The 19,419-nt window shown below is 74.1% G+C and carries 18 protein-coding genes; 3 read left to right on the forward strand and 15 right to left on the reverse strand.

Features of this window, described 5'->3' with window-relative positions:
* Positions 1-53: 53 nt before the first annotated feature.
* Positions 54-1,604 (reverse strand): FAD-binding protein, encoded by a 1,551-nt coding sequence (locus P8A18_RS03405; protein ID WP_306051657.1) that lies wholly within the window; start codon positions 1,602-1,604, stop codon positions 54-56.
* Between the two features lie 179 nt (positions 1,605-1,783).
* On the opposite strand from P8A18_RS03405, the gene P8A18_RS03410 reads away from it, so the two are divergent.
* Positions 1,784-2,395: a TetR/AcrR family transcriptional regulator gene (locus P8A18_RS03410; RefSeq protein ID WP_306051659.1), complete on the forward strand. Its 612-nt coding sequence runs from the start codon at positions 1,784-1,786 to the stop codon at positions 2,393-2,395.
* 49 nt (positions 2,396-2,444) lie between these two features.
* Here P8A18_RS03410 and P8A18_RS03415 read toward each other — a convergent pair whose 3' ends face one another.
* From P8A18_RS03415 to P8A18_RS03480, 14 genes are all read right to left on the reverse strand, one after another.
* A complete protein-coding gene (locus P8A18_RS03415) occupies positions 2,445-3,386 on the reverse strand; it encodes a 3-oxoacyl-ACP reductase (protein ID WP_306051661.1) in 942 nt (313 codons plus the stop codon).
* A 99-nt stretch (positions 3,387-3,485) separates the two neighbouring features.
* Positions 3,486-4,301, reverse strand: coding sequence for a 2-keto-4-pentenoate hydratase (locus tag P8A18_RS03420; RefSeq protein ID WP_306051663.1), 816 nt, complete (start codon positions 4,299-4,301; stop codon positions 3,486-3,488).
* Positions 4,294-5,130: a MaoC/PaaZ C-terminal domain-containing protein gene (locus tag P8A18_RS03425; RefSeq protein WP_306051665.1), complete on the reverse strand. Its 837-nt coding sequence runs from the start codon at positions 5,128-5,130 to the stop codon at positions 4,294-4,296. The genes P8A18_RS03420 and P8A18_RS03425 overlap by 8 nt, the downstream gene beginning before the upstream one ends.
* Entirely contained in the window at positions 5,127-6,308 is a 1,182-nt protein-coding gene (locus P8A18_RS03430) for a lipid-transfer protein (RefSeq protein WP_306051667.1), read from the reverse strand. The genes P8A18_RS03425 and P8A18_RS03430 overlap by 4 nt, the downstream gene beginning before the upstream one ends.
* Positions 6,305-6,754 (reverse strand): MaoC family dehydratase, encoded by a 450-nt coding sequence (locus P8A18_RS03435; protein WP_306051669.1) that lies wholly within the window; start codon positions 6,752-6,754, stop codon positions 6,305-6,307. Before P8A18_RS03435 ends, P8A18_RS03430 begins: the two co-directional genes overlap by 4 nt.
* A complete protein-coding gene (locus P8A18_RS03440) occupies positions 6,751-7,869 on the reverse strand; it encodes an acyl-CoA dehydrogenase family protein (protein ID WP_306051671.1) in 1,119 nt (372 codons plus the stop codon). The genes P8A18_RS03435 and P8A18_RS03440 overlap by 4 nt, the downstream gene beginning before the upstream one ends.
* Positions 7,869-8,840 carry a bifunctional MaoC family dehydratase N-terminal/OB-fold nucleic acid binding domain-containing protein gene (locus tag P8A18_RS03445; RefSeq protein ID WP_306051673.1) on the reverse strand — a complete coding sequence of 324 codons (972 nt, stop codon included), beginning with the start codon at positions 8,838-8,840 and terminating at the stop codon, positions 7,869-7,871. The genes P8A18_RS03440 and P8A18_RS03445 overlap by 1 nt, the downstream gene beginning before the upstream one ends.
* Positions 8,837-10,003, reverse strand: coding sequence for an acyl-CoA dehydrogenase family protein (locus tag P8A18_RS03450; protein WP_306051675.1), 1,167 nt, complete (start codon positions 10,001-10,003; stop codon positions 8,837-8,839). The genes P8A18_RS03445 and P8A18_RS03450 overlap by 4 nt, the downstream gene beginning before the upstream one ends.
* Positions 10,004-10,048: 45 nt before the next feature.
* Complete coding sequence (casI, locus tag P8A18_RS03455; RefSeq protein ID WP_306051677.1) at positions 10,049-11,707, reverse strand: steroid-22-oyl-CoA synthetase; 1,659 nt, start codon at positions 11,705-11,707, stop codon at positions 10,049-10,051.
* A 272-nt stretch (positions 11,708-11,979) separates the two neighbouring features.
* Positions 11,980-12,741 carry an SDR family NAD(P)-dependent oxidoreductase gene (locus tag P8A18_RS03460; RefSeq protein WP_306051679.1) on the reverse strand — a complete coding sequence of 254 codons (762 nt, stop codon included), beginning with the start codon at positions 12,739-12,741 and terminating at the stop codon, positions 11,980-11,982.
* A gap of 13 nt (positions 12,742-12,754) precedes the next feature.
* Entirely contained in the window at positions 12,755-13,399 is a 645-nt protein-coding gene (locus P8A18_RS03465; RefSeq protein WP_306051681.1) for a PaaI family thioesterase, read from the reverse strand.
* The gene (locus P8A18_RS03470; protein ID WP_306051683.1) at positions 13,399-14,292 is read right to left on the reverse strand and encodes a MaoC/PaaZ C-terminal domain-containing protein; all 894 of its coding nucleotides are present in this window, start codon (positions 14,290-14,292) and stop codon (positions 13,399-13,401) included. Before P8A18_RS03470 ends, P8A18_RS03465 begins: the two co-directional genes overlap by 1 nt.
* 1 nt (position 14,293) lies before the next feature.
* Positions 14,294-16,489 carry an acyl-CoA dehydrogenase family protein gene (locus P8A18_RS03475; protein ID WP_306051685.1) on the reverse strand — a complete coding sequence of 732 codons (2,196 nt, stop codon included), beginning with the start codon at positions 16,487-16,489 and terminating at the stop codon, positions 14,294-14,296.
* Positions 16,490-16,499: 10 nt separating this feature from the next.
* Positions 16,500-17,660 carry a steroid 3-ketoacyl-CoA thiolase gene (locus P8A18_RS03480; protein WP_306051687.1) on the reverse strand — a complete coding sequence of 387 codons (1,161 nt, stop codon included), beginning with the start codon at positions 17,658-17,660 and terminating at the stop codon, positions 16,500-16,502.
* A gap of 333 nt (positions 17,661-17,993) precedes the next feature.
* Here P8A18_RS03480 and P8A18_RS03485 point away from each other — a divergent pair, with 333 nt between their 5' ends.
* Together P8A18_RS03485 and P8A18_RS03490 are read left to right on the forward strand one after the other, a co-directional pair.
* Positions 17,994-19,151 carry a 3-ketosteroid-9-alpha-monooxygenase, oxygenase component gene (locus P8A18_RS03485; RefSeq protein ID WP_306051689.1) on the forward strand — a complete coding sequence of 386 codons (1,158 nt, stop codon included), beginning with the start codon at positions 17,994-17,996 and terminating at the stop codon, positions 19,149-19,151.
* The gene (locus P8A18_RS03490) at positions 19,148-19,417 is read left to right on the forward strand and encodes a ferredoxin (RefSeq protein WP_306051690.1); all 270 of its coding nucleotides are present in this window, start codon (positions 19,148-19,150) and stop codon (positions 19,415-19,417) included. The genes P8A18_RS03485 and P8A18_RS03490 overlap by 4 nt, the downstream gene beginning before the upstream one ends.
* The last annotated feature ends 2 nt before the right edge of the window (positions 19,418-19,419 follow it).

The following is a 19,419-nucleotide window of genomic DNA, read 5'->3' on the forward strand; positions in this document are numbered from 1 at the left end:
GTACGGGGGTGTGCCCCGGGCATCCCACTGGCCGGGATGCCCGGGGCCCGGGGTCAGACGGCCCGGCCGGCCATGTGCCGCACGGCCAGCGAGGCGAAGACCATGGCGGTGCCGATGGGCACACCGGGGCCCGGGTAGACACGGCCGGTGAAGGAGGCGCTGGTGTTGCCGGCGGCGTACAGGCCGGGCAGCGGGCGGCCCGCCGTGTCCAGGACGCGCGCGTCGGGATCCGTGCGCAGGCCGCCCTTGGTGCCGAGGTCGGCGAGGACCAGCCGGGCCGCGTAGTACGGCGGACGGTCGAGCGGGACCAGGCACGGGTTGGGCCCGGGGGCGCCGGCCCGGTTCGCGAAGAACAGGTCGTACGGGTCCTCGCCGCGGTGGTGGTCCTCGTCGGTGCCGGACGCGGCGAACCCGTTGAAGCGGGCGAGGGTCGCGGTGAGGGCGGCGGCCGGCACCCCGATGAGCCCGGCGAGTCCGGCCGGCGAATCCGCCCGCGCCCAGGTGCCGGCCGCCAGGTGCTCGGCCGGTGCGGTGGGCGGCACGGTGATGGCGGGCAGGGCGCCGCCCTCCCGGGAGTCGAAGACCAGGTGGACGGAGGCGTCCGCTCCCCCGGCAGCCGCGATGGCGCGGCCCATGCGGTCGTAGGGCAGGGACTCGTTGGCGAACCGCCGCCCCGAGCCGTCCACCATCAGGCCGCCGCGCAGGCCGAGGGTGAAGGCGGCCGATCCGTCGGGCAGTTCGGTCCCCGGGCACCACCAGGCCTCGTCCAGGAGCGCGGTGGCGGCGCCCGCCCCGGTGGCGGCGCGCAGCAGCTCCCCGGTGTTGGTGCCGCCCGGCGCCATGCTCCACGCCGCCCGGCCGGGCACGCCGTGCTCGGTGCGCAGGGTGTCGTCGCCCTCGAAGCCGCCGGCCGCCAGCAGGACCCCGCGCCTGGCCCGTATCCGGACGGTGCCGTGCGGGGTGCGGGCCTCGACGCCGGTGATCCGGCCGTCCTCGGTGATCAGCCCGGTGACGTGGTGCCGGGTGCGGATGTGGGCGTTGCCGGTGCGGGTGAGGGCCAGCAGGAGGCGGCCGATCAGGGCGCGGCCCTGGGTGAGCGGGGCGTCGGGGTGCCCCTGGCCGGCCCGGTCCCGGTCGACGGCCGGGCGCACCAGGCCGGCGAGGTCGCCCAGTTCGGCCGGGTCCAGGTCGAGCGGGACGAAGGAGCGGCCCGCGTCCATGCGGCCGGGGGCGGCGACGTAGTCGGGGAAGGCCTGCCAGCGGAAGGCGAGGGCGGGGTCGTCCTCCAGCCGGGCGACCAGGCCGGGCGCGTGCCGCAGGAAGGCGTCCCGGCGTGCCGCCTCGCTGTCGCCGAGCAGGGTCCGCAGGTAGTCCCGGGCGTCCTCGGCCGAGTCGCCGAGGCCGGCGCGTTCCTGCACCTGGGTGCCGGGCAGCCAGCAGGCGGCCCCGGAGTAGGCGGACGTGCCGCCGAGCAGCGCGGTCCGCTCCAGTACGACGGTGCCGAGGCCGTCCCCGGCGGCCGTCAGGGCCCCGGTCATCGCTCCCGCTCCGGATCCGACGACGATCACGTCGTGGGTGGCGTCCCAGTCCTGGCCGTCCCGCATGAGGTGTGCCCCTTCTGCCGCTCGGTGGTCGTGCCGGGCCAGCAGACCCCTTCCCGGGCGGCCTCGGAGGGTCCGGTCCCGCTGACCGGTACCCGGGGCGGACGTCGCCTGACGCGGGCGGCGGGGACGCGTATTGTCGGAGGCCGTTGACATGAACCGAACGCCGGGAGGAGGGGCGCGTGCCCAGAATCGCCGAGGCCAGAGCCGGGGCCGAGCCCAGTTCGCCCCGCCAGCGCGCACGCCGTCAGAGCATCCTGCGGGCGGCGGCGGACCTCGCCGCCGAGACCGGTCTCGAACGCGTGCAGATGCACGAGGTGGCGAAGGGCGCGGGGGTGGCCATCGGCACCCTGTACCGGTACTTCCCGTCGAAGACGCACCTGTTCACCGCGTTGATGGCCGACCAGATCGAGGGGTTCGCCGCGCGGGTGCCACAGCGCCCGGCGGGCACCTCGCCGAAGGACGCCGTGTTCGAGACGCTGGGCAGCGCCACCCGTAACCTGCTGCGCAGGCCGGCGCTGGCCACCGCGATGATCCAGTCCGCGAACGCCGCCCGCGCCTCGACCGTGCCGGATCTGGCCCGGATCGACTCGGGCTTCCTCGACCTGCTGCTGCGGGCCTGGGAGGTCGAGCAGCCCACGGAACACCATGTCGCCCGGCTGCGGCTGCTGATCCTGCTCTGGTACGGGGTGCTTCAGTCCCGGCTCAACGAACGGCTCACCCCGCAGGAGGCCGACGCCGACCTGCGGATGGCCTGTCACCTGCTGCTCGCACCGGCCCCGGAAGCGGACTGACCCGGCCCGCGCGGGTGCGCCGGCCGGGTCGGTGCGTCGGTGTGCCGTTTCAGCGCTGCCGCTGGGTGCCCGTCGTGTCGAGTCCGGCGACGCTGTAGGCGGCGAAGCCGCGGTACGGATCGCGGCCCTCGAAGTGGGGCGTCAGCAGGCCGTCCAGCTCCTCGGGGGTGAACGTGCCGTCGGCGGCGGTGAACTTCTTCTCCACGGTGGGCGGGGCGAGCAGGGCGACCATGTCGCCGTAGACGACGAAGACCTGCCCGTTGATCTTGTCGGCGGCCGGGGAGGCCAGGTGCGCGACGAGGGTGGCGACGCGCTCGGGCGCCATGATGTCCAGGCCGCCGGGTGCGGTGTCGCCCTCGCCGAAGGCCTCGGCGGTCATCGCGGTGCGGGCCCGGGGGCAGATCGCGTTGGCGCGCACCCCGTAGCGGGCCAGGCCCTGGGCGGTGGCCAGGGTCAGCGCGGTGATGCCGGCCTTGGCCGCGGAGTAGTTGGGCTGGCCGGGGGCGCCGAAGAGGAAGGCCTCGGAGGAGGTGTTGACGACCCGGCCGTAGACCTGGGTGCCGGACGCCTTGCTCGCCGTGCGCCAGTGCACCGCGGCGGCGCGGGAGAGCCCGGCGTGCCCCTTGAGGTGGATGCGGATGACGTCGTCCCAGTCGGACTCGCTGAGGTTGAAGAGCATCTTGTCGCGCAGGACGCCCGCGTTGTTGACGACGATGTCCAGGCCGCCGAAGCTCTCCACGGCGGCCTGGACCAGGCGGTCGCCCATCGACCAGTCCCCCACGTCGCCGGTCACCGCGACCGCGCCGCTGCCCAGCTCCTTGATCTCGGCGGCCACGTCGTCGGCGGCCGGGCCGATGTCGTTGACCACCACATTGGCCCCGAGCCCCGCCAGGGCCAGTGCCTCGGCGCGGCCGAGCCCCGCTCCGGCTCCGGTGACGACGGCGGTGCGCCCCTCCAGGGTGCTCGCCGATGGGGTGTTCGTCGCGCTCATGCTGCCTCTTTCCGGTGTGGCGTCGAGCCGGTGGATGGGGCGGCGCACCCCGTGTTCGCGACCGGGGTGCGCCTTCGGCTCAGAAAACTAGTATTGATTTCAGTTCTGCATGCCGTCCTGTCCCGTTGAGTGGGCGAAGGCGACGGACACGGAGCCGAGTCCCCCGAAGTCGGCGCGGAACGTCTCGCCCGGCCGGACGTCGACCGCCGCGGTGCACGAGCCGGGCAGGACGACGTGGCCGGCTTCCAGCGTCACCCCGAAGGAGGCCACCTTGCGGGCCAGCCAGGCGACGGCCTCCGTCGGGTCCCCGAGGACCGCGCTGGTGTTGCCCCGGGCGATCTCCTCGCCGTCCCGGTACAGCACGGCGGCGATGTCGGCGGGATCCAGCTCGGCCGGCCGTACGCGGGCGGCGCCGAGGAGCACCCCGGCGGACGAGGCGTTGTCGGCGATGGTGTCGGCCAGCGCGATCCGCCAGTCCTTGATCCGGCTGTCGATGAGTTCGATGGAGGGGACGATGTACTCGGTGGCGGCCAGGACGTCGGCGGTGGTGCAGCCCTCACCGGGCAGGCTCCGGCCGAGCACGTAGCCGATCTCGACCTCGATGCGGGGGAAGCAGTAGCGGCCGGTGTCGACGGGGGTGTCCTCGCTGAGCACCATGTCGGACAGCAGATGGCCGTAGTCGGGTTCGTCCACGCCCATCATCCGCTGCATGACCTCGGAGGACAGGCCGACCTTGTGCCCGTGGACGGTACGGCCCAGGGCGAGCTGTCTGCGGATGTTGATGAGCTGGATCTCGTAGGCGTCGGCCGCGTCGATGTCCGGGTACGTGGTGGTCAGCGGCTCGACGGGGGTACGCGCGCACTGGGCGGCCCACAGCAGGTCGGCGGCCTCGGCGCGCCGGGCGGTCTCAAGCATCGGGGGTCTCCTCGGGTGCGGTCGCGTCGGGGGCGAAGCGGGCCCGTCCGCCGGTCAGGACCGCGCGGTCCCCGGCCAACGCCTCGAAGAGCACGACGGAACCGCCCGTGTCGTTCCAGGCCCGTACGCCGAGCCGGTCTCCGGGGAAGACGGGGGCGGCGAACCGGGCGTCCAGCTCCACCAGGTCGGCGGGGTGTGCGCCGAGGCGGTCGGCCAGCGGCAGCAGGCTCGCGGCGAGGGTGCACAGCCCGTGCAGGAAGGGCCGGGGCAGGCCGGCCGCCTTCGCCGCGCCGGGGTCGATGTGCATGGCGTGCCGGTCGCCGAGGAGCCGGTAGAGGGCCGCCTGCCGGGAGTGGGTGGCGACGGTCGCGGTGTGCTCGGCCGGGCGGCCGGGGCGGCGCGGGGCCGCCGGTCCGCGTTCGCCGCCGAAGCCGCCGGCACCGGGGGCGAAGAGGGACCAGGTGGCCGTGAAGTACGCGCAGTCCACCTCCACATCGAACACGGCGGCCGATCCCTTGTCCCGCACCTGGGAGACGCGGGCGGCGGCGGTCAGCTCCCCGTCCGGCTCCAGCGGCCGGTGCACGACGAGGCGCTGACCGCCGTGCACGGCGGTGGTGACGTCGAAGGCACCGAGTGCGCCGAGCGCGTCGGGCGCCCACTGGGCCAGGGTCAGGGCGAAGGTCGGCAGCACCCGCAGCCGCTCCTCGTACACGAGGTCGAGGCGTTCGGCGGGGGCTCCGACGGCGAGCGCGTAGAGGATCGCGTCCCGCGCGCTCCAGGAGACGGTACGGCTGCCGAGCGCGCGGCCCTGCCACGGGGACCCGGTCATCGGTCGGCCCCCAGGATCAGCCCGCTGGTGGGGACTCCGGTGCCGGCGGTGACCAGGACGTGGTCGGTCCGGCCGGGCTGGTTGACGGAGGTGCCCCGGATCAGCCGGACGCCCTCCGCGACACCGTTCATGCCGTGCAGATACGCCTCGCCGAGCTGTCCGCCATGGGTGTTGAAGGGCAGGGAGCCGCCGAGTTCGAGGTGGCCGTCCGCGATGAAGTCCTTCGCCTCGCCGCGCCCGCAGAAGCCCAGCTCCTCCAGCTGGGGAAGGACCAGCGGGGTGAAGTGGTCATAGAGCACGGCCGCGTCGATGTCCCCGGGGCGAAGACCGCTCTGCCCGTACAACTGCCTTCCCACCAGGCCCATTTCCGGGATGCCGCTGATGGTGGGCCGGTAGTAGCTGGTCATCATGTGCTGGTCGGCCCCGAGTCCCTGGGCGGCGGAGCGGATCACGGCCGGCGGGTGGGGCAGGTCACGGGCGCGCTCGGCGGAGACGATGACGAGGGCCTGCCCGCCGTCGGTCTCCTGGCAGCAGTCCAGCAGGCGCAGGGGCTCGGCGATCCAGCGGGAGTCGCGGTGGTCCTGGAGGGTGATGGGGCGTCCGTGGAACCAGGCGGCCGGGTTGTTCGCGGCGTGCTTGCGGTCGACGACGGCGACCCGGCCAAAGTCGTCGGTGGTGGCCCCGTACTCGTGCAGGTAGCGGCGGGCGAACATGGCCACCCACTGGGCCGGGGTGCTCAGCCCGAACGGTGTCATCCAGGCGTAGGCGGCCCGGTCCGCGGTGGTGTCCATGGGCCGGTCGGCCTGCCCCAGCCCGTAGCGCTCGCCGGAGCGTTCGTTGAACGCCCGGTAGCAGACGACCACTTCGGCGGCCCCGGTGGCGACGGCCATGGCCGCCTGCTGCACGGTCGCGCAGGCCGCGCCGCCTCCGTAGCCGATGCGGGAGAAGAACGTCAGCTCGCCCATCCCCGTGTTCCGGGCCACATGGACCTCGGAGTTGGTCTCGGCGGTGAAGGTGACGAGCCCGTCGACGTCGGCGGGGGTCAGCCCCGCGTCGTCCAGGGCGGCGAGCACCGCCTCGCAGGCCAGCCGGAGTTCGCTGCGGCCGGAGTTCTTGGAGAATTCGGTGGCGCCGATCCCGGCCACCGCGGCGGCCCCCGACAGCGGAGTCCTGCTCATCGGCCCTCCCCGGGCAGCTGCACCGACACACTGCCGGTGACGTGGGCGCCCACGCCGTTGGTGCCCCGGACGGCGATCTCGACATGGCGGTCGGTGCCGGACTTCCCGGTGACGGTGCCGGTGAGCACCATCGTGTCGCCGGGGTGGTTGGGGGCACCGAGCCGGATGCGGATGGCCTTGACGACGGCGGCGGGGCCGGCCCAGCCGGTGACGTACCGGTCGACCAGGCCGTTGCTGGTCAGGATGTTCATGAAGATGTCCTTCGAGCCGCGTTCCCGGGCGAGTCCGGGGTCGTGGTGCACATCCTGGAAGTCGCGGCTCGCGAGCGCGGTGGCGACGATCAGGGTGCGGGTGATCGGGACCGCCAGCTCGGGAAGCACCTCCCCGACGGCCACCTCGTCGTACGTGCGGGTGGGCGGGAGCACGGTGTCCCGCCGCGGGCTCATGCGGTCACCTCCCCGCCGGTGAGCAGGACCCCCAGATGGTCCAGGCCCGCGCCCGCCCCGCCGAGCGTGGTGGAGATCTGCTTGCCCCACAGGAAGTGGCGGTGGACCGGGTAGTCGGTGTCGACGCCGATGCCGCCGTGTACGTGCTGCACCCGGTGGACGGTGTCGAGTCCCCCTTCGGCGGCCCACCACTCGGCGACGAGCGCGGCCCGGTCCGCCGCATCGGCGTCGAACGGCTCGGCCAGCGCGTCCACGGCGTACCACAGCGTGACCCGCATGGCCTCGATGTCGATGTAGCAGTCGGCCAGCTGGTGCTGCACGGCCTGGAAGGTGGCGAGCGGGCGGCCGAACTGGGCGCGCTCGCGCAGATGCCCGGCCGCGTGGCCGAGCGCTCCCTCCGCCACCCCTGCCTGGACTGCGGCCAGGGCGAGCCGGGCGTACCGCACGAGGTCCGCACAGGCCGTGCCGCCCGGTGTGCCGACGGGTTCGGCGGGCGCGCCGTCCAGGGTGAGGTGGGCGCTCAGGTCGTGGCTGGTGGTCTCGGCGTGCTCCCAGCCCGCCCCGGGGGCGTCGGCGGCGACCAGGAAGACACCGGGTCCCGCGTCCGTCGCGGCGGTGACCAGGACGTGGGCCGCTCCGGCGGGGGCGGGCACCACGGCCTTGACGCCGGTGAGCAGCCAGCCGGTACCGTCCTGGGTCGCCGTGGTCCAGGGTGCGAGCGGACCGGCCGGGCCGAACTCCTCAAGGGCGACGGTGAGCCGCGCACCGCCGTCCGCCAGGCCCGGCAGCAGGGCCGAGCGCTGCCCGGCCGTGCCGTGGGCGGCCACGGTGAGCGCGGCGGTCAGCGCGGGCCACAGCGGGACCGGGGCCACCACCCGGCCCTGTTCCTGGAGCAGGACGCAGAGGCCGGCCATGCCGAGTCCGGCGCCCCCGTCGGCTTCGGGGAGCACGGCGGCGAGCAGTCCGGCCGAGGCCAGGTCCGCCCACAGCCGCTCGTCCACCCGGGACGGGGAGCGCTCGGCCTCGCGCAGCCGCTCGGGCGTGGCGTGGTCGGTGAGGATCTCCCGGGCCAGGTCACGGACGGCTTCGAGTTCTTCTCCCAGGGAGAAATCCATCAGGGCGCCTCCGTCGGGGCGGGCCGGAACACCGGCAGGGTCGGATCGGGGTCGGCGTCGAGCCAGTCAAGGACGACGGGCATGCCGATGGTGACGTCCTCGGGGGCGACACCGGTCAGGTTGGTGATGAGCCGGGTGCCCTCGGCGAGCGCGACGACGGCCACGAGGTACGGCGTGTCGAACGCGGGGTGCTTCGGGTGGTGGCTGACGACGAAGCTGTACACCTCACCGCGTCCGCCGGCCTCGACGGTGTCCCAGTCCGTCGACCCGCACGCGGGGCAGCAGGGGCCCGGCGGGTGGCGCAGCCGGGAGCAGTCGGCGCAGCGCTGGATGAGCAGCCGGTGGTCCTTCGCGCCCTCGAAGAAGAAGGCGTTGTCCCGGTTGACGGCGGGGCGCGGGCGCGGGGCGGGCGGGGGCGCGGGGTCCTCTTCCGCTGCCGCCGGGCAAAACCTCAGGGTGCGCCACCGCTGGGTGGCGACCGTCTCCCCGTCATCGTCGGTGTAGGTCTTCAGGGTGGTGACGAAGCGCCCGGGTCCGAGCCCGGTCCGCTTCTCGGCCGAGACGGACTCGACGGTCTCGCGGACGGCGACGCGGTCGCCGGGTGCCAGTTCCCGCAGGAAGGTGAGCTCGGAGTCGGTGGCGACCACGGAGGTGTAGCCGCCCTCGTCCAGCAGGGCCACCAGCGCCTCGAAGCCGTCCCCGTCGCCGGGTCGCGGGTCCACGGTGGCGGCGTATCCGCGCATGGTCCACGCCTGGACCATCGACGCGGGTGCCACCACCCCGTCGCGGCCGGTGGCGCGGGCCGCGGCGGCGTCCGTGTACACCGGGTTGGTGTCGCCCATCGCCTCCGCCCAGTGCCGGATCATCGGCTGGTTGACGGGGTCCTGGCCCGGGGTGCGCGGACGCAGTTCGCGGCCGGTGAAGGCCTGGAGCCGTTCCTCGTAGTCCGCTCGCCTCTCCTCGCCGCTCATGCGCCACGCCCCGCGCGCGGCAGCCCGAGCCCCTGGGTGGCGACCATGTCGCGCAGCACCTCGTTGACGCCGCCGCCGAAGGTGTTGACGATGCCCTGCCGGGAGAGCTGTTCGACCTGGCCGGCGAGGGCCGCGCCGGGTGACTCGGGGCGGATGCGGCCGGCCGCGCCGAGGATCTGGGTGAGGCCGCGCTGGACGTCGATGTGGGTCTCGGTGCCGTAGACCTTGGCGGCGCCCGCGTCGGCACCGGTCAGGGTGTTCGCGGCGACGGCCGCGGTCATCTTCCAGTTCATCAGCCGCATCGCCTCCAGCCGGGCGTACGTGCGGGCGAACTCCGCCCGGACCCAGGGGATGTCGGCCGTACCGTCTTCCCGGGCCAGGTCGAGGACGCGTTCCCACAGCTGGATCATGCGGCCGCCGAGGGCCGCGAGGCCGATGCGTTCGTGGTTGAGCTGGGCGGTGATCAGCCGCCAGCCGCCGTCCACCGCGCCGACCACGTCACCGGCGGGGACGCGGATCCCGCTGTAGTACGTCGCGGTGACGGTCAGCCCGCCGACGGTACGGATCGGGCTCCAGGAGAAGCCGTCGTCCGATGTCGGCACGATCAGGATGGAGATGCCCTTGTGCTTGGGCGCTTCCGGGTCGGTGCGGGCGGCCAGCCACACGTAGTCGGCGGTGTTGGCGCCGCTGGTGAAGATCTTGCTGCCGTCGACCACGTACGCGTCGCCGTCGCGGACCGCGCGGGTCGTCAGCGAGGCGAGGTCGGTGCCGGCCCCGGGTTCGGTGTAGCCGATCGCGAAGACGATGTCGCCGGAGAGGATGCCGGGCAGGAACCGCTTGCGGTGCTCGTCCGAGCCGTGCGCCATGAGGGTCGGCCCGACGGTGTTGACGGTGACGAACGGGAAGGGCAGGCCCGCGCGCTGGACCTCGTCGAAGAAGACGTACTGGTCCTCGGCGGGCCGGCCCTGGCCGCCGTACTCGGTGGGCCAGCCCAGGCCGAGCCAGCCGTCGGAGCCGAGCCGTTTGACGACCTCGCGGAAGCGGTCGCCGCCCACGCCCTCCTCGCCGACGCGCCGGCGCTCGTCCTCGGGCATCAGGCCCGCGAAGTACGCCCGCAGTTCCCGCCGCAGCTCCTGGTGCGCGGCGCTCTCGCGCAGTTGCATGTGTGGTTCTCCTCGGTTGTCGCGGCGGCGGGGGTGCCGGGCGGGTCAGGGCAGGAAGCGTCCGCGCCCGTTGGCCAGGAACTCGCCGCGCAGCGCGGCCTTGTCGTCCTCGGTCATCAGCTCGTACACGGGCCGGCCGCGGCCCGCCCAGCGGTACACCGGGTCGTCGGTGCGCCACCCGTCCAACTGCATCTCCTTCTTGCGGAGCTTGTTGGAGCCGGTGGTGGGCAGGGCGTGCGAGACGCGGACGAAGCGGGGTACGCCCTTGCTGCCCAGGTCCTCCTGGCGCTCCAGGAAGCCGGGCAGGTCCAGGTCCTCGAAGCGGGTGCCGCCCGGGAGTTCGAGCGCGGCCATGACCTGGTCGCCGGAGCGCGGGTCGGGCACGCCGAAGACTCCGGCGGCCACCACGTCCCGGTGCCTGCGCAGGACGCGCTCGGTGAGCAGGGCCGAGGTGTTCTCGCCGTCGACCCGGATCCAGTCGCCGGAGCGGCCCGCGAAGTAGAAGTAGCCGGACTCGTCCACGTAACCGAGGTCGCCGGTCCAGTACCAGCCGTGGCGGACGCGTTCGGCGTTGGCCGCCTCGTTGTTGTAGTAGCCCTCGAAGCGGGCGGCGCCCTCGGTGTCCACGATCTCGCCGATGGCCTCCTCGGGGTTGCACACCCGGCCGTAGGCGTCGAGCCGGGCGGGCGGGCAGGTCTCCCGGGTGGCGGGGTGGACAATGCGGACGCCGGGCCGGGCCGGCGTGCCGAGCGCGCCCGTGGGCGCGTCGGGGACCCGCTTGAGCATGCCGGCGCCCTCGCTGGAGCCGTAGCCCTCGACGAGGCGGCAGCCGAAGCGGTCCAGGAAACGGGTCGCGTCCTCGGGGGACGCCTCGGTGCCGAAGGCGTGGGTGAGGCGATTGTCGGCGTCCCCAGGGGTCTCGGGCCCGGCCAGGACGTAGCCGATGGCCTTGCCGACGTACGTGAAGTAGGTGGCTCCGAAGTGGCGGACGTCGGGGAGGAATCCGGAGGCGGAGAACTTGGGGGTGAGGGCGATGGTGGCGCCCGCGCTGAGGGCGGGGGCCCACAGCGCCATCAGCGCGTTGCCGTGGAACAGCGGCATCGGGCAGTAGCAGGTGTCGGCGCGGGTGATGTCGTACTTGGCGCTGTTGGCGGCGCCCAGCGCGGCGAGCCGGCCCTGCGAGCAGATCGCCGCCTTGGAGGTGCCGGTGGTGCCCGAGGTCAGCAGGAGCAGCATCGGGGTGGTGGCGGTGACTCCGGGCGCGGCGGTCACCGGCCGGCCGACGGGCGGAACGGGCAGTTCCCGGTACTCCGGGGTGTCGACCACGAGGAACCGGTCGCGGTCCACGCCGATGTCGAGCCCGTCGAGCAGGGCGAGGCCGGCCCGGTCGGTGACGATCATCGCGCAGTCGGTGTGCCGTACCTCGCGCTCCAGTTCGGCGCCCCGCCGGGTCGGGTTGATGCCGACGACGGCCGCGCCGGCCAGAGCGGCGGCGCCCAGCCAGAAGACGTACTCGGGGACGTTGTCCAGGAGTACGCCGATGTGGAAGGGCCCGTCGGTGTGCAGTTCCCGGGCCAGGGCGGCCCGGACGGCGCTCTCCTCGACCACCTCGTCCCAGGTCCAGCTCCTGCCACGGGTCAGCAGGCCCGGGTGGTCGTCCCCGGTGCGGGCGAGCAGCAGGTCGGCGATCGTCTCGTGTGGCAATGTCGGTCCCTCTCACCCGGTGGACGGGTCTGCCGGTGTCGGTACGCGGACGGGGTGCGCGGGGTGGTGTGGGGCGGTGGCGCCGGAAGGGTGCGCGGGCGGGGCGCGGGCCGGCGGGCGGCGGGGGTCCGCGGGCCGGTCCGGCGCCCCGGGGGGGGTCTGCCCGCCCGGCGGCCGGACCCCGGTCCGTGCCGCGCCGGGGGCGACGCTAGCCGCGGCCGGGGCCGCTGCGACGGGGCTGTCCCGCTGACCGGGAGGCGGGGCCGGACCGGTCAGCCGAAGTTGGCCTGGCCGCCGTCGAGCGGGATCGTGGCGCCGGTCAGATAGCGGGCGTCCGGGCCGCACAGCATCGCCACGGCCCGGCCGATGTCCTGCTCGCAGTCGCCCACGTACCCCAGCGGGATGGACTCGCAGAACGCGGCGGCCTCCTCGGGGTTGGCCTCCTGCCAGCCCGCGTAGGCGGGTGAGGTGGCGTGCGGGGCGATGGAGTTGACCCGGATTCCGTCGCGGCCCCACTCGCTCGCGGCGGCCCGGGTCAGGGAGCGCAGCGCGGACTTGGCGGCCGCGTACGCCCCGTAGGTGCTCAGGTCCCAGCGGACCATGGCGGAGGTGACGAGGTTGACGACCGAGCCGCCGCCGTCCCGTTTCAGGTGCGGGTGCGCGGCCTTCATCAGGGCGAGTGCCGCGAACGGACCGCTTTCGAAGCCCCGCCGGAACTGCTCGTCGCTCAGCGACAGGAGCGGGCCGTAGCAGCCGCTGTAGGCGTTGTTGACGAGGATGTCGACGCGGCCGAAGCGCTCGGCGACGTCCGCGACCACGGCGGGGATGCGCCCGGTGTCCAGGACGTCGAGCCCGAAGGGTTCGGCCGTCGCCCCGCGTTCACGCAGCAGCGCGCAGGTGGCGTCCAGCTTGGCCGCGGTCCGGCCGACGACGGCCACCGAGGCTCCTTCGGAGGCGAGGGCGAGGGCGATGCCCTGCCCGACGCCCTGACCGGCCCCGGTGACGACCGCGACCCTGCCGTCGAGATGTCCCATCTCTGCCGCCCCCTCAGCTCGGCCTGGGCAGCTGTTTGGCGATGAACAGCCCCTCGGCGGTGACGCGGGCGGTGCCCCCGGCGGTGATCTCGCCGACCGTACGGATGCGCCGGCCGTCCACCGACACCTGCCGGCCGGTGACGGTCAGCGGTTCGAACAGCGGGGTGGGCCGCAGATAGCGCAGGGTCAGTTCGGCGGTCATTCCGGAGGTGCCGCCCCAGTGGTTGGCGACCCCGAGGGTGTGGTCGAGCAGGAGCGCCGAGATGCCGCCGTGCACGTGTCCCGGCGGGCCCTGGTAGGGCAGGCCGAGCGTGACGACGCCTTCGACGGAGCCGTCCTCCAGGCCGCGCAGGGTGAGCGGGGGCGCGAGGGCGTTCTCCGGTCCGGTGACGGGGTCGTGACGGGTGACTCCCTCGCCGCGCCACATCTCGGCGAGGCGTTCGCGCAGGGCGGGCGCCCCCTCGGTGAGGCCGTCCGCGACGGCGTCGAGCCGGCCGGCGATCTCCTCCATGTCGGCGCCGGTCCCGTCCCCGGTGTGCAGCAGGGCGTCGATGACCCGGCGGGCCGCCGCCACGGCGGCGTCGACACCGTCCTTGTGCGGTTCGGCGACCAGGCGCGGTCCTTCGGCGGGCGCGGTGCGCGCGGGGCTGTCGCTCATCACGCGGTCACCGTCGCCGTCGCGTGGGTGAGCACGGGCGCCCCGTCGCGTTCGGGGCAGGACGTGTGCAGCACGAGCCGTTCGGTGCCCTCGGCGGACGGGCCGTCGCGCCATACGGAGGTGGTGAGGGACTCGCCGGGGACGAGGGGGCCCGCGAAGCGCACGGCGAGGTGGGTGAGCCGTCCGGCGTCGCCGTCCAGGACCCCGTCGACCAGGGCCTTGCAGACCAGGCCGTACGTGGCGAGGCCGTGCAGGATCGGCCGGTCGAGCCCGGCCGCGCGGGCGAACTCCGGGTCGGCGTGCAGGGGGTTGAGGTCGCCGTTGAGCCGGTACCACAGGGCCTGCTGGGGTGTGGTGCGGGAGGTGACGACGGTGTCGGCCGGGCGGTCCGGCGGTGTCACCGGCTCCTCGTCGGGGCCGGGGTCGTGGCTGAAGCCGCCCTCGCCGCGCGCCCAGATCCGGGTGGTGGAGGTCCAGAGCGGTTCGCCGGCCGGTCCGGTCGCGGCGGACTCCAGGACGATGAGGGCCGCCTTGCCCTTGTCCCGGACCCCGGCCACGCGGGAGGTGAGCGTCGCGGTGCCGGAGGCGGGCAGCGGCCGGTGGACCCGCAGCTCCTGGCCGGCGTGCAGGACGGCCCGCAGGTCGATGTCGATGCCGGGCAGGTGGAATCCGGGCGGCTCCGCCTCGCCCGCGGAGATCCCGGAGCCGGCCACCACGGCGAAGGTGGGGAGCACGGTGAGGCCGTTCTCGTAGGTCAGGTGGAGTTCGGGCCCGGTGGCCGGGTCGGCGCCCGCTCCCAGGCTCAGGTGGTAGAGGAGGACGTCGCGGGTGGTCCAGTGGATCGTGCGGACGGCGGGGTCCGCGGTCAGCGCCTTGTCGCGGTCGATGGGCATGTCAGCCTTTCCGGGTGGGCTCGGGGTCGCGGGGCAGGCCGAGCATGCGCTCGCCGATGATGTTCAGCTGGACCTCCGTCGTACCGCCCGCGATGGACAGGCAGCGGGAGTTGAGGAACATCCAGGTGGTGTCGTGGCGTTCGCCCTCGCCGCTGAGCGCGGCGGTGCCCTGCCAGTCCACGCAGGTCTCCCAGACCCGCTGCTGGTGTTCGACGCCGAGCAGCTTGGCGACGGACGCCTCGGCGCCCGGCTGCTGCCCGGCGACGCTGCGCAGAGTGGTACGCAGGGCGAGGACGGCGCCGGTCTGCGCGTCGCAGAGGTGGCCGCCGAGCGTGGTGAGCTGTTCGTCGTCGAGCCCGTCCAGGGCCGCGGCGATCTCCAGCAGCGCTTCGGCGCCGGAGCCGACCGAGTCGTGGGACAGGGCGACGCGTTCGTTGGCGAGGGTGGTCCTGGCGAGCTTCCAGCCGTCGCCGGGGCCGGCCACGAGGAGTTCGTCGGGGATGAACACCCCGTCGAGGAACACCTCGTTGAACTCGGCGTCGCCGGTGATCTGCCGCAGCGGCCGGATGTCGATGCCGGGGCTCGTCATGTCGAGGAGGAAGTAGGAGATGCCCTTGTGCTTGGGCACGTCGGTGTCGGTACGGGCGAGCAGGACGCCCCAGTGGGCGTCGGCGGCCATGGACGTCCACACCTTCTGACCGGTGACGCGCCAGCCGCCGTCCACCTTCTCGGCGCGGGTGGTGAGGCCGGCCAGGTCGGAGCCGGCGCCCGGTTCGCTGAACAGCTGGCACCAGGCGAGGTCGCCGCGCAGGCTCGGGGCGAGGAACCGCTCCCGCTGGGCCGGGTCGCCGTGGGCGATGAGGGTGGGCACCACCCAGCCGCCGATGATCATGTCCACGGGGGTGAGCCCGGCGGCCGCCAGTTCCTCGGCGATGACCAACTGCGTCACCGGGCCCGCCCCCTTGCCCCAGGGCACCGGCAGATGGGGCGCGGTGTAGCCGTGGGCGGCGAGGTGGTCGGTGCGCTCCTTGCCCTCCAGCGACCGGGCCGCCCGGAGTTCGGCACGGATGCCCTCGCGCTCGTCCTCGGCCTCCGGCGGCAGCTCGACGCCCAGCGGGCGGCGGACCCCGTCCAGGGTGAGGGCGGCGACGCGGCGGCGCCAGGCGGCGGAGGGACCGAGCGTGATGCGCAGGGTCTGGGCCCGGCGCAGCGCGAGGTGTGCCGGGTGCTCCCAGGTGAAGCCGATGCCGCCGAGCACCTGGACGCAGTCCTTCGCCACGTCGAAGGCGGCGTCGACGGCGACCGCCGCTGCGACGGCGGCGGTCAGCGAGGCCTCCCGGGGGTCGTCCGCGCCGCCCGGCGCGGTCGCGCGGGCGGCGTCCCAGGCGCAGGCGCGGGCCTGTTCGGCCCGGGCGAGCATGCGGGCGCAGCGGTGTTTGACGCCCTGGAAGGCGCCGATGGGGTGGCCGAACTGCTCGCGGACCCGGGCGTAATCGGCGGCGGTGGTGACGCAGTGGTCGGCGAGGCCGGCGGCCTCGGCGGCGAACAGGACCGCGGCGAGGTCGCGGGGCGTCCGCGGGTCGAGGCCGAGCAGGTCGGCGGCCGGGACGCGCACGGAGCGCGCGGTCACGCGGGACGAGCGGCGGGTCAGGTCGTGGCTGCGGACGTCGGCGGTGTCGACGACGGCGCGGGGCAGCACCAGCCAGGTGGTGGTGGCGCCGTCGGACGCGGGCAGGACGAACACGTCGGCGAGGTGGCCGCCGACGACGAGCCCCGAGGTGCCGGTGACCGTGACCGTGCCGTCGGCGGCGCGGGTCAGCGCGAGGGTGCCCGCGTCGAGCCCGACCGCACCGAGCGTGCTGCCGGCGGCGAGCGGGGCGAGGTGGGTGCGGTGTCCGGCGGTGTGCAGGACGGCCGATGCGAGGGCCGTCGGCAGGAAGGGGCCGGGGGCGGTGGCGCGGCCCAGTTCCTCGGTGACGACGGCGAGTTCGAGGAGTCCGTAGCCGGCGCCGCCGTCCTCCTCGGGCAGGTGCAGCCCGAGCAGGCCCTGGGCGGCGAGGCCGCTCCAGTGGGCGGGGAGGGTCTCCTTGTCGGCGTCGGCGGCCGCGTGGAGGGTGTCCTCGGTGATGTGCCGGGCGGTGAAGGCGCGCACGGCGTCGCGCAGGTCGAGGTGCTCCTCGGTGAGTCCGATGGTCATGGGGCGCCCCTCAGATGCGTTCGATGATGGTGGCGGTCGCGTGCGCGCCGCCGGCGCACATGGTGATCAGCGCGGTGGACCTGCCGGTGCGCTCCAGCTCGTGCAGGGCCTGGGTGATCAGCCGGGCTCCGGTGGAGCCGACGGCGTGTCCGAGCGCGATGGCGCCGCCGTTGACGTTGACCTTGTCCAGGTCGGCCTTGTGGACCTGGGCCCAGGACAGGACGACGGAGGCGAACGCCTCGTTGATCTCCACGAGGTCGATGTCGGCGAGGGTCATCCCGGCGCTGCGCAGGACCCGTTCGGTCGCCGCGACGGGGCCGTCGAGGTGGTAGTACGGGTCGGAGCCGACCATGGCGGAGGCGACGATCCGGGCGCGCGGGCGCAGTCCTTCGCGGGCGGCGCGCTCGCGGCTCATCAGGAGGACGGCGGCGGCGCCGTCGCTGATCTGCGAGGAGTTCCCCGCGGTGTGGATGCCGTCGGGCAGGACCGGGCGGAGTGCGGCCAGCGCCTCGGGGGTGGTGTCGCGCAGCCCCTGGTCGCGGGTGACGGACGCGGTCGCCCCGGTGGGGCCCTCGGGGCCGGTGACAGGGGCCCGGACCTCGATGATCTGTGTGTCGAAGCGTCCTTCGGCCCAGGCGCGGGCGGCCTTCCGCTGGGAGGCGAGGCCGAGGGCGTCGGCGTCGGCCCTGGTGATGCCGCGGTTGCGGGCGATGCGTTCAGCGGCGGTGAACTGGTCGGGCATGTCCACGGTCCAGTCCTCCGGGACCGGGGAGCCGTTGTCGGGGGTGAGCGCGGCTCCGAGGAAGACGCGGCTCATGGACTCGACGCCGCAGCCGATGCCGGTCTCGATCGCGCCGGAGGCGATGAGGCCCGCGACGAGGTGGACGGCCTGCTGGGAGGAGCCGCAGGCGCAGTCGATGGAGGTGCAGGCGGTGATCTGCGGAAGCCCGGCGTGCAGCCAGGCGGTGCGGATCACGTTGTTGGACTGCTCGCCGGCCTGGGTGACGCAGCCGCCGATGACCTGTTCGACGGTGTCCGGTGCGATGCCGGCGCGCTCCACCAGGCCCTTCTGGGCGAGCCCGAGGAGCTGCGCCGGGTGGAGCCCGGACAGGACGCCGCGGCGCCGGCCGACCGGTGTGCGCGCGGCTTCGACGATGACGGCCTCGGTCATGGCTCTCCGTAAGGTGTGCGGGGCCCGTGGGGGCCGGGACGCTGGAGTTAAAAAAACTAGAATTCATTCTCGAAACAGGCAAGGGCCAATCCCGCTCAGTGGCCGGGGCCCCTCTCCGCGGGGCTCCTTCGCGGTGTGTGCCGTCGGACAGGGCGGCGGACTGTACGCGCGCCCCGCGCCGGGGCGCGTGCGCCGTCCCACCGACCGGGACGGGCCGCCGGCGGGCGTGGGAAGCCGGGTACCGGTCAGTGGGACTCCCCCGCCCGCGCACCGGAACGCGGGCCTAGCGTCCGGGACTCGGAGACCAGGGTCCTCGAAGGGGATGAGAGCAACGTGAGCGCAGTCGAGTCGGCACACGACGACGTCAGGGCCATCGAGGCCACCGCGGCACCCGCCCGTTTCGCACGCGGCTGGCACTGCCTGGGCCTGTCGGAGAAGTACAAGGACGGCAAGCCGCACGCGGTCCACGCCTTCGGGCAGAAGCTCGTGGTGTTCCAGGCGGGTGACGGCACCCTCAACGTCCTGGACGCCCACTGCCGCCACATGGGCGGCGACCTCTCGCAGGGCACCGTCAAGGGCGACCAGGTCGCCTGCCCGTTCCACGACTGGCGCTGGGGCGGCGACGGCCGCTGCAAGCAGATCCCGTACTCCAAGCGGGTGCCGCTGCGGGCCCGCACGGCGGCCTGGCGGACGCTGGACCAGGACGGGATGCTCTTCGTCTGGAACGACCCGGAGGGCAACCCGCCGCCCGACGACGTGCGTATCCCCCGCATCGGGGGCGCGACGAGCGACGAGTGGACCGAGTGGCTCTGGTACGAGACCGTCGTGGACGCCAACTGCCGCGAAGTCGTGGACAACGTGGTGGACATGGCCCACTTCTTCTACGTCCACTACTCCTTCCCGACGTACTTCAAGAACGTCTTCGAGGGGCACACCGCCACCCAGCGCATGCGCGCCACCGGCCGCCCCGACGCCCGGCCCCAGGAGGACGGCAAGCAGCAGAAGACGATCGGCAGCACCTCGGTCGCCTCGTACCACGGCCCGTCGTTCATGATCGACGACCTGACGTACCACTACGAGACCGGCGACGTGGACTGCGTCCTGATCAACTGTCACTATCCGGTCGACGCGGACCGGTTCATCCTCCAGTACGGGATCATCGTGCGGCGCTCGCCCGCCATGCGGGGCGAGGCCGCCGACCAGCTGGCTTCCGGGATGGCGCAGTTCATCAAGCTCGGGTTCGAGCAGGACATCGAGATCTGGAAGAACAAGGCGCGCATCGACAACCCGCTGCTCTGCGAGGAGGACGGCCCGGTCTACCAGCTGCGGCGCTGGTACGAGCAGTTCTACGTGGACGTGGCCGATGTGCGGCCGGAGATGACCGACCGCTTCGAGTTCGAGCTGGACACCACCCGGCCCGTCGAGGCGTGGCAGAAGGAGGTCGAGGCGAACCTCGCCCGCAGGGCCGCGGCGGCGGGAGGGCCGGCGTGACGCGGGTCGACAACCGGCTCGCCGACGGCGCCCCGATGCGGCCGCTGTCCTGCGAGCGGTGCGCCGCGCGGGTCCTGGTGCGCAAGAGCAGCTGGCAGCAGACGAGCGTGCAGTGGGACGCCCCGGCCGTGGCCGCCTGCGCGGAACGCGACACGGCGGCCACGGCCTTCGAGGGCTGCGGCGCGCTGCGCGAGACGATCCGCGCGGCGGCGCTGACCGGGGCGATCGAGGTCGTGGACGGTGGCGGCCCGGCCGGGCGGGGGTGAGG

The sequence above is a fragment of the Streptomyces sp. Mut1 genome, assembly GCF_030719295.1.
Classification (GTDB): domain Bacteria; phylum Actinomycetota; class Actinomycetes; order Streptomycetales; family Streptomycetaceae; genus Streptomyces; species Streptomyces castrisilvae.